This is a genomic window from Agrobacterium sp. DSM 25558, assembly GCF_900100825.1.
Classification (GTDB): Bacteria; Pseudomonadota; Alphaproteobacteria; order Rhizobiales; family Rhizobiaceae; genus Agrobacterium.
Map to the genome: position 1 here is coordinate 1 of NZ_FMUD01000063.1, position 9,714 is coordinate 9,714.

The following is a 9,714-nucleotide window of genomic DNA, read 5'->3' on the forward strand; positions in this document are numbered from 1 at the left end:
GTTTCGGGCTTGGGGGGTTATGTGATTTGCGGAAGCGCGGTTGCAAGGAGGTAGCGTAGATGGTTGTACCGTTGCAGCTGTCACGCCATGATACTCTTCGAGAAATTATGATGCACAGTTGCTGGTTGATTTGGGAGTGAGCGTTTTGGACGCTGATCAGGATGAGATTGACTTCGAAACGAAACGAAGATGGGCTGCCGTCACTGAAATTATCTATGTCGTTGTCCTGGAGGACGGTGGGCTCGAGAGTGCCAGCCCATTTCAAGGGATTTCCAATCGTTTCGACGAGCTCGGATGGACATTGCGGCAAATTTTCGATCTTCCGCCCGATCTGATAAGTCCCGCGTTACCTCCTCAAGGCAAGATCGGCATGCGTGTAACAGGTCGAGGCTGGAATTGGATGCCGTTGATGGTCTCCGAATTGGAGAAGATAGATATCAGCGAAACAGCGCCCCTCTGGGTCGTCATCAGTGGGCATGCCGAGGTCGCGAAGCGCACGAAACGATGGTGCTCACGCCAGCTTTTTCCCGTGTTTCATATCACAGATGGATATCTGGGTGATGCAAGGCCAGGTGAGGCCAATCGAGAACGAATTAGGCGTCATCTGAGGAAGGTTATGCAGCGCCTCAGCAAATCGTTCCCACCTTCACTTCGAGCGAACCTTGCAGAGATGGTAGACGGGTGGCGTGCTGATGAAACCTTCCCGTTGTCATTCACACCTCGTACCCACAACTGTACGCTTCCAAATTTGGTGACGCTCCAAGCCGTTGGCGCAGATATGAGCGCCGAGGTTGCGCTGAATCCTCCTGTCGAAAATGAAGGAGAGTTAGTTGACGCGATAGAGGAGTCCACCTTGGAAGTCCTCGCGTTGAGAGCTACAGTCGCTGGAATTCCGGCGCTCCGAGTTCAGCCCCGGACGCCGGACGTTATTGTCGCTGCGCCCGCAGCCTACTCACACTTTCGCGCGAGAATGCGTCGATCAGATGATTTACCGGCGGGCTTTCGGGAAGCATTCCAACTGCAACAGCGTCAGACTGGCTATCGAATGCTGATCGAAGGATTTTCTTTCCCGCGCGAATTGATCTCCAGCCCCGGCTGGCAGACCGTGATGGGAATTCGCGGCCGGGAACTTCAGCTACAGACACATGCAATTGCCTTGAGAGCGGCATCGACTTTCGCGGCCACCATACGGCTTCCGAGTGGCGTGAACACATTCCCTGATTTGCGAAATTTCACCAACCACATACGCGGCAAAAACCGCCCTAACAAGCTTAAGAAGACTATCGGGCTCTTTCAAAAGGTCCAGAGCGCGCTGATTGTACACTGCAACCGAGAGCTTCTGGAAAAAATCGCTTTGAGCAGAAGCGGTGTGAAGCTTGTTTCAGACGCGCCGCTGTAGTGGCTCCCTTGCGATGGCTTACCGCTGTGCATCGCCCGTGACGTATCGCGCATCCCCGCGACACCGGGCAACTTGATGATGATCGAGCTCGTACCGCCGCGACGGATGTTTCTCGACCCGAGCGCCTTTGAAGAAATCCTTGTGATTTCTTCATTCCAGGATGACGACCATCTCAAGGATATTCTTTCCATAGCGGTCAAAGAGGTCGCTCAGACAATCCCAGGGCATCTCAAAATTAAACACGTGAGGATAAAAAACAAAAATGATCTGGTGGACGCCTTCAATTCCTTTGGTGGAGCTATGGTGATACTTGATTGCCACGGCAACCACGACGAACGAACCAGGGTTGGGACCTTGAGGATCGGGAGTGACGACGTCGATATTTGGGAATTGAGAGGCACTCTCCGATCACCGCCCATAGTGATCTTGAGTGCTTGCGATACACATGCCCCAGATCGAACCCACGCTACGGTTGCCAACGGCTTTCTCTCATGTGGCGCAAGGGCGGTGCTTGGGACATTTCTTCCGATCCGCGGCGACCGAGCCGGGGTGTTCGCTGCTCGCCTGGCTCATCGCGCTTCTTGGTATGTCAGCACTTTGGTCGACAAGATCGAAACGCCTGTACTTTGGAGCGAGGTCGTTGGCAGTATGATTCGGCTCGATTTGCTCTCAGAATTGATCAATCAAATTCAGCGGCGGCGAACACTCACACAGGAAGATTTAGACGGGCTCCGATTTGATGTGGATATGTTGATTCATTCTCGAGATCCAAACTGGTGGTCGGGAGCTACCACAAAGATAATGCAAGTCATGGACCTCACAGACGCCGAATTCAAAGACTTCGTCTCTTCGGCCGTAGGGGCTGGAGACAGTGTCCGTTACACGCATCTCGGAAATCCCGAGACCATTTGCATTACGAGTGAGCAGATGCTTGGAAGCGGCGTCTGACGGCTTCTGGCCCGTTTTATATTGGCCGCGAAGAAATGGAGAGGCTGCCCACCAGTTGATGTACCTTAAGGCTTACCACGAACCAGCGAGAGGGTTGCCAACCAGGGGTACTGGTTTGAGGTTCCCTTTCTGGTCTCCCACCGAAATCGAGGGAAGCATCTGCTTGGGAGATCGACGAAACCACTTCACCGCGATGCTGGCGAGGTCACCAATCATGGGCAGATTCTGCCAACCCGCAAACCGACCGGCTGTCGCTTCGGGCTCCGATTGGTAAAAGAAGGAGCCCGAATGGTTGAGATCATTGATCGACGACGCCATCGCCGAAATGGGTCGTTGGAACATTTTTGACGGCACGCCAAGCGTACTGGCCGTCTCTGAAAACGCCGGGGCCATGAAATCGATCGCCCAGCCGTCGGCCTCGGTCCAACAGTGGAAGTTTTCACCGGCGCCGGTGACATAGCCGTCGTCGCGGTGATCGGCAAAAAGGAGCATCGATCCATCAAGATTGTAAGCAGCGAGACCGCCTTTAGGCGCCGCTTTGATTTTGTAATGATGCTCTAGGATAAATGCGCCGAAGGTGCTGAAATACATACAGGCATATGCAGGATTGCCGCCTTCGTTGACAACGAGGCTGTTAATGACCCGGTAGATCCTGTGATAGTCCGTTTGTTTGATCAGCATGGTAAGGGTGCTTTCAGCGCTCGAGTGGGCAAGGCGTTAGGTCTTCAGGGGGAATTTCCAGCGCGTCTATGTCGCCACCGCAATCACAGGGTCATCGACCCCGCGACCGGCTGCTGACAGTCTCGGGAACAGCCAGGCCATGACCGCAGGATCGAGCAAGCCTTGAGCGAACATCGACTCCCAGTTGTTGAGAGACCCCTGAGCATAGTCGCGCGCATCTCGATGCTCGCTGATAGCCGCGATCAATTCAGCTTGGTTCGCGGGAATGAAGTCCAAGGACCCGACGATTTTCCGCGGCGCGCGGATGAACTTGACCCACTGGTTTCTTAGCCAGTTCAGCACGCCGGTCCGCTTGACCACATTGTCCAAGTGGTATTCGATCGCGGGCCTGTCCGGGTGGGTAAGGGCAACCAGGATTTCGAGATCTACGATCACGGTTGCATCCATGCCGGAAAACTTCGCTGCGTAAAGACGTTCGTCCATGCACGCGTCATAGTATGGATGGAGGATGCGCGCTCCTACGGCATTGCCCTTATAGTTCTGGCCACGCTTCAGGTTGCAATCACATGCTGGGACCAGATTCCTTGAGAAGACCGCAAATGCCGGGTGATCTTCTTTCGGCAGAACGTGGTCCAGCGTGTGTGCGTGCAGGGAGCCACACATCGAACATGGTAGTGCAAGATTGTCGTCGCGGATGTCGTCGATAGGGCGGTGGCTGGTTGGCAAATCTTTGTAATGTTTGCGCAGCCATTTACCCAATGGAACCGGGATCGGGACATGCACGACCGCCTGTGCGTTACCCGAGACGCTGTCATACTGCACGTAGCCGGCCTTCAAGGCTTGCCGAAATGCCTGTAGGCCCGGATAACTTCCAAGCCTGCGGTTGTCGACGAGGGCGTCGACGCCTGCGATGTCATCGAAAATCGGAAAAGGGTTTTTGCGCATCAGTCGGAAATCTTTGCCCGAAGTTCGTTTAGGAATTCCAACGACAACTCATTGCTATATTTTTCGAGCACCTCATCCCAAGTCATGCCTGAGGCCTGAATGTTTCGTTCCACCTCTTGCGCAAGATACGAAGGTTCGTCTTCTCCGAAAACGAAGTAGGAAATCTCTCCAACATCTGCGCCAAAGGTCGCAAGGCGCGGTCTCTGGACTTCGATCCGTCTGTCGGCGTCAGCCCTCAGGATCGAGATCTGCTCTCTGAAAACTTCTCGAAGAAAATAAGCAGAGTGCGTGGCAATGATAGCCGCGGACCCGGTCTGGGCCAGCAGGCTATCCAGGATCGAAACGAAGCGCGCTATGAAGTTCGGGTGCAGATGGGTCTCGGGCTCGTCGAAGAGTAGAAGGGAACTATTGTCGATCTCCAAGCTCACATAGGCCGCAAACTTTAGAAAAGAGATTTCGCCGCTACTTAGGCGAAGCGCATTGCCATCGGAGAAACGAACCGGATCGCGTCGTGTGTTCAGCGACGCAAACCGTCGAAGTTTTTCCTGTTCGCCGCCCTGGTTCAATGAGCTCAATGGAATGAAGCCGTCATTCGTCCAGAGCCATATGGACTTCGGATCCCCCAACGCTTCGAGTGCATTAAGGAAAATCTGCCATCGGCTACGATCCTTAATCGCCTGGTTCGATCGGGCGACGCTGACGATCGCACTGATCAGACCGCCGGCTTTCCGGGTCGGGGAGGATCGCGCCAGGGCATAACGCGAATAACGAACATATTGTCGGCGTCGCGCCGTGCCCGGAAAGATAGAGAGCGCTTCTTTCGTTGGGGCAAACGCCAGCATTCGATTGAACTGAGCCCGTTCCCCCGTTTTCGGATCAACTAGGCCGCCGCCTTTTATCGCCTGCTTCGCGATCGTGCTAAGCGCCTGACTTTTTCCGACACCATTTTTTCCGATGATGATCGCCATCCGCTTTGGCAAGAAGCCGGAATGGTCGAAGTTGAACCTAAGCTCGTGCTTGTTTTCAAAAGCCGTCAGTTTGAACGACACGGCAATCGTCGGCGACATTCGACCAATTTCTTCATGGCCGAGACCTCGCAGGATCGGTCCCGCATTCTTATAGGCAAAAAAAGCTTCGGCGGTTCGCGTCAAGGAATACTGAAAAACCGCAGTGTTCGGCGCGTCGCGCACAATCGGAGAGTTTGCGGAAAACTCACCTAGAGCAACGAGATCGCAGGTTTTTAGCAGGACTTCGCGAGCACCAGCGACGTCTGCGTCGGCAATGAGCCTGCGATAAGCATCGAGGTCGGGTAGTAACGTAAAGAATTTCGGGAAATCGTCTTCGGGGACCACCGCTTTGTCTGGAGCGGCACTCTTGATGAGATCAGCACCATTCACCTCCTCATTGGAGCTTTGGAGAAAGCCGATCATGCCAGAAAATTCGGCTATTAGGCGAGCAGAGTCCCGGCGAACGAAAACATTGATCCGAGTCTTGAAGCGGAAATCGTCGAAACTGTCTCCAGATGGGGTGATCAGAATAGTATTATTTTCGATCGATCGGGCGTCGGAGGGCGTCTGCGAAGAGAAAAAAAGCTTGAACTGTTCTGTTGGAGTGTCCGAAGGCGAGAGCGTCATATGATTTCCATGTCTTTTTCGCGAAATCTACCGATTGCTCGCGCGGCATGTATAATACGTATTTTGGTCGTGCAAGCAAACTAGCTTCGCCCGATGGTAGCAGCGTTGTGCACAGGGCTCGGGGCATCGAGGGGCGGCGCTGAGCAGCGCCCGTAATTACGCGACATTATGAGTTCGCGCCGTTTTGGGACTTAATTTTAGGAGGCTAGACAATGCTGTTCGAAAAGGCCGTGGCGCGCTCATTTTCCGTCGTTGACCGAGCTTTGCGTCGCTCATTCCCGAACGACTATCATAAGCGATGCATGTACGCGGCATTTGGGATGCAGACGCTGCTGTCGGATTTTGGGCACGAGGCATCGATCCAGGGTGGCGACGCAGTCGCCTTTATGGTGTCTAGATCTGGCCAACAAGCAGGCATGCAAGGTTTCGCAAGTGCGGCTGAAGGGCACGCACATTACTGGGTCGTTGCGGCTGGACGGCTGATCGATATCGGTCCGCACTATTTGCCGCATGATTCGAGTTTTCCCGCAGCTGCTGTCCCGTTAATCTGCTGGGATCTTGCCGGGAATCTGCCTCCGTTTCTAAGATATCGAGTCCTTGAGGATTTCGGACCTCTTACCGCTTTGGTTACGACTGAGGAGATCCATGAACGGATGGAAACGTTCATCGAGCAGTGCCGCAGCAAAGCTAGGAACCTCGTTGGCCAGCCCAAATTGCCGACTTGGTTGCTGACAAGCCGAGAGGCGGTTGAGCAACGTGCTGTCCAGAGTGACATCTGGGCGAAAGGGGCGCTCCGCTTCGCCTCGATGCCTGGGGTTGAAAAGAGCTTGCCGTTCTAGACACACCGAAGTGACCGCAATTTTCGGTGTTTAATCGGAAGTAATCCCTTTTCAATAAGTTGCAAACAAGGAAGTAATACTGGGTGTGAGTCGTGGGGGCATTCAGTGTTCATCTCAGAAATCTTTGCGCAGGGCTTTCGATGCTTCGACCCTGCTTTGCCACTGCAGATAAAACTCACGCCTGGTCTCAACATTCTGGTCGGTCCCAACGACGCCGGGAAAAGTGCGATCATCGATGCGGTCCGATACGCTCTCTGGACACGTGGAGATGACTATCTGCGCCCCGATGAGCTGGACTTCTACGTCGATGCCGCAGGCGTCCGAGCCGCAGAATTTACAATCACCTGCACGTTCGATGCGCTTACGCTGGACGAGGAATCCCGGTTCCTCGAGTGGTGCACGAACGAGAGGGGAAAACTCCGTCTCCATATCTGTATCCGCAGCACACGACGCCTCTCGCCAGGTGGAGGCAGCATTATCACAACGCAACATCGAGCCGGTAACGATGGCGAAGGCCTGCCGATCGACGGAGAGGTGCGCGAATATCTAAAGGCGACATACCTGAAGCCTCTTCGGGATGCCGAGCGCGAACTGAGGGCTGGTCGTCGATCCCGTCTTTCCCGCATATTAGGCGCCATGCCGCAGATGGGGCCCGAAAGCAAGCCGGGTGCTGTGGGTGGAAAATTGACGTTGCTTGATACGCTCAAAGCAGCCGACAAGGATGTGCGCGACAATACGGCTGTCCGCGGCATAGCGAGTAATGTTAATACAGACTTCCTCGACAAGCTTTCGTTTGCTGATGATCCCCTTGTCGCTACCCTGGACCTTGGCGCGCATGGCTCATTCGATCAGGTGCTTGAGCGCTTCGAACTTTACCTCAATGCCAAGGTTGGTGGGGCGCGCGTTCAACGTGGACTTGGCTACAACAATCTTCTCTTTATGGCCGCCGAATTACTGCTTCTACAGTCCCATCCTGATCAAGTTCCTTTCTTGCTGATCGAGGAACCTGAGGCGCATCTCCACCCACAGCATCAGACGCTCTTTATGGACGTCCTTTCAGCGCGCGCGGCGGTTGGTGCTGGCGAGGCGCAGAAGCAGGTTCAGGTTCTGTTGACGACACACAGCCCTCAGTTAGCAGCGGGCGCGGATCTTGAGACGATGACCATTATGGTCGGCCATCAAGCCTTCCCCTTGGCTGCCGCCTACACTCGTCTCGATATTAGCGATTATGAATTCCTCCGGCGCTTTCTTGATGCGACCAAAGCCAATCTCTTTTTTGCTCGCGCGCTAATCGTCGTTGAAGGGGATGGTGAGAACCTCCTCTTGCCAGCGCTGGCAGAGAAATTGGGGCGTCCGCTCAGTCGACATGGCGTCTCGATCGTTAATGTCGGTCATAGGGGACTCTTCCGATACAGTCGTATCCTTCAGCGCAAGGCCGGGCCAGCCATTGGTATTCCGGTCGCCTTGATACCGGATCGCGATGTACCGCCGAAAGAAGCGAAAGCGTTGGTCGGGGAACGAAAGACCGAAGACGAGCTGGACGCAGATGCAATCACGGCACGCATGAAAACGCTGCGCCGCGATGTTGGCGACCCGGTCGACGCCTTTATCGCGGACTGCTGGACCCTTGAGTTCGATTTGGCATTACAACCGCTTCTGGCTGAAAGCGTCTATCAGGCCGTCCTGCTCGCGAAGTCTACGTCGCGTCGGCCCGAATGGCGGAAGAGGATTGTTGAGACTGCGAGCAAGGAGTTTCAGCAGTGGAAAGACGATGGTCTATCCGATCTGGAAATCGCGGTAAAAATCTACGATCCTGTATTCAACGGCGATGCATCAAAAGCTGAGGTCGCCGAAGAACTGGCGGCCATCATTCGGGCCCGACCGGACACCCCAGCCGAAATTCGTGAGCGGTTGCCTCCATATCTCGTCCGTGCCATCGATTTCGTTACCCAACCGTATGAGGCTGGAAAGCCGCCGTTAGGGGACGTCGCCGAGGAGGATGATTTGGCCGAGCTTGATTCAGCCGCGGGGACCTTGTAGCCGTGCTGGAAATCGCGCCGATTACCCCCGAAATTCTGGCCGAGCTTGGCGCCGAGCTCGGTGGCTGTGACTTTACGGACAAAAGCCGTTCGGACTTTCTTGCAAGCATGGCCTCCTGTGACGTGCAGGCGGCACCCGGCAATGGAAAAACCACGCTGCTAGCGGCCAAGCTAGCTCTTCTCTCGCGAAGTTGGGACAGCCGAAGCCAAGGCGTGTGCATTATTTCTCATACCAATGCGGCACGCACGGAAGTCGAGCAACAGATCTCGCGCCACCCGACAGCTTCGCAACTTATGGCGTATCCTCACTTTACCGGCACTGTGACGGCATTCGTGAACCAGTTCCTGGCATTACCCTATTTGCACGGACTTGGATGGCCGATCAGGCGCATCGATGACGACGTCTTTGCTGCGGAAGCGGCTCGAGCAATGCCTTACTATTGGGAGCTGAGAGCACAGGCAAAGAAAGCCGCTGCGACGGTAGACTCGTGGGTTAGGAGTTTAGATCTAGATGTAGATTTCGTCACTGGTTCCGAATTACCTGAATCGCTCGCAGTGCATCGCAGGAAAGGGCAACACGGCGCCGACACAGACTGCGGAAAGGCGCTCGCCCGGCTCAAAGCATCCATGGTGAAGAAAGGAATTTATCGATATTCCGATATGACTACCCTCGCGTTGCGTGCTCTCAAAGAGAACCCGAAAATTGCAGAGCGGCTGCGCCGTCGCTTCCCCCTTGTGATCCTGGATGAAGCACAAGACACGAACGGTAAGCAATTGAAGCTTTTGGAGCACTTGTTCGCCGATGGAGGCTCGGCTTTTCAGCGTCTCGGCGATAGCAATCAGACCCTATATCAAGACGATGCCCCGGTGGCATCCCACTGGACACCAGGTGCTAATTGCATTCCTTTTGACGAAAGTCGCCGGTTCGGACAGCCGATCGCTGACTTTGCGAGCAGGCTGACCACCAAGATACCCCAAAAAATTCAGAGCGTTGACGATAAGCGTACGCTGATGGTTGTCATTGTCTTCGACGAAAAGACGATTGGCGGGGTGCTGTCCGCCTTCGCAGACGAAGCGAGGGCTCATTGGCCCGAGACCTTTTCGGAAAAAGAGATCTGGGCGGTAGCGTCACGGCATAATGTCACCGGGAAGGTTAAGGGACCCTGGCACCCAAAGAGCCTCGTTGATTATTATCCCCCTTATCGCAGTGAAGCCGGGACGGCTAAAGA

The 9,714-nt window shown here is 54.7% G+C and carries 8 protein-coding genes and 1 pseudogene; 6 read left to right on the forward strand and 3 right to left on the reverse strand.

Features of this window, described 5'->3' with window-relative positions; genetic code table 11:
• Positions 1 to 145 precede the first annotated feature (145 nt).
• Both DSM25558_RS27045 and DSM25558_RS27050 read left to right on the forward strand, forming a co-directional pair.
• Positions 146 to 1,399 (forward strand): hypothetical protein, encoded by a 1,254-nt coding sequence (locus DSM25558_RS27045; RefSeq protein WP_143240268.1) that lies wholly within the window; start codon positions 146 to 148, stop codon positions 1,397 to 1,399.
• Positions 1,400 to 1,474: 75 nt separating this feature from the next.
• Positions 1,475 to 2,347 carry a CHAT domain-containing protein gene (locus DSM25558_RS27050; protein WP_077107715.1) on the forward strand — a complete coding sequence of 291 codons (873 nt, stop codon included), beginning with the start codon at positions 1,475 to 1,477 and terminating at the stop codon, positions 2,345 to 2,347.
• Between the two features lie 72 nt (positions 2,348 to 2,419).
• Here DSM25558_RS27050 and DSM25558_RS27055 read toward each other — a convergent pair whose 3' ends face one another.
• The 3 genes from DSM25558_RS27055 to DSM25558_RS27065 form a co-directional block, all read right to left on the reverse strand.
• Complete coding sequence (locus tag DSM25558_RS27055) at positions 2,420 to 3,028, reverse strand: DUF2026 family protein (RefSeq protein WP_077107716.1); 609 nt, start codon at positions 3,026 to 3,028, stop codon at positions 2,420 to 2,422.
• Positions 3,029 to 3,094: 66 nt separating this feature from the next.
• Positions 3,095 to 3,973, reverse strand: a complete 879-nt coding sequence (locus DSM25558_RS27060) for a hypothetical protein (protein ID WP_077107717.1) — start codon at positions 3,971 to 3,973, stop codon at positions 3,095 to 3,097.
• Positions 3,973 to 5,607 (reverse strand): AAA family ATPase, encoded by a 1,635-nt coding sequence (locus DSM25558_RS27065; protein ID WP_077107718.1) that lies wholly within the window; start codon positions 5,605 to 5,607, stop codon positions 3,973 to 3,975. The genes DSM25558_RS27060 and DSM25558_RS27065 overlap by 1 nt, the downstream gene beginning before the upstream one ends.
• 212 nt (positions 5,608 to 5,819) lie before the next feature.
• Between DSM25558_RS27065 and DSM25558_RS27070 the strand changes: the two genes are divergently transcribed.
• From DSM25558_RS27070 to DSM25558_RS27080, 4 genes and pseudogenes are all read left to right on the forward strand, one after another.
• A complete protein-coding gene (locus tag DSM25558_RS27070) occupies positions 5,820 to 6,446 on the forward strand; it encodes a hypothetical protein (RefSeq protein ID WP_077107719.1) in 627 nt (208 codons plus the stop codon).
• Positions 6,447 to 6,551: 105 nt separating this feature from the next.
• Positions 6,552 to 6,659: pseudogene (locus DSM25558_RS29890) on the forward strand (hypothetical protein); the annotation flags it as partial.
• Positions 6,660 to 7,136: 477 nt separating this feature from the next.
• Positions 7,137 to 8,486, forward strand: a complete 1,350-nt coding sequence (locus DSM25558_RS27075) for an ATP-dependent nuclease (protein WP_244554331.1) — start codon at positions 7,137 to 7,139, stop codon at positions 8,484 to 8,486.
• Positions 8,487 to 8,488: 2 nt separating this feature from the next.
• The coding region (locus DSM25558_RS27080) for a UvrD-helicase domain-containing protein (RefSeq protein ID WP_143240269.1) at positions 8,489 to 9,714 on the forward strand (1,226 nt) is incomplete at its 3' end.

What these genes read in the sequence shown, in the direction of transcription:
- DSM25558_RS27050 (WP_077107715.1), top strand. Translation starts at nt 1,475, where the DNA reads ATGATGATCGAGCTCGTACCGCCGCGACGGATGTTTCTCGACCCGAGC.
- DSM25558_RS27055 (WP_077107716.1), bottom strand. Translation starts at nt 3,028, where the DNA reads ATGCTGATCAAACAAACGGACTATCACAGGATCTACCGGGTCATTAAC.
- DSM25558_RS27060 (WP_077107717.1), bottom strand. Translation starts at nt 3,973, where the DNA reads ATGCGCAAAAACCCTTTTCCGATTTTCGATGACATCGCAGGCGTCGAC.
- DSM25558_RS27065 (WP_077107718.1), bottom strand. Translation starts at nt 5,607, where the DNA reads ATGACGCTCTCGCCTTCGGACACTCCAACAGAACAGTTCAAGCTTTTT.
- DSM25558_RS27070 (WP_077107719.1), top strand. Translation starts at nt 5,820, where the DNA reads ATGCTGTTCGAAAAGGCCGTGGCGCGCTCATTTTCCGTCGTTGACCGA.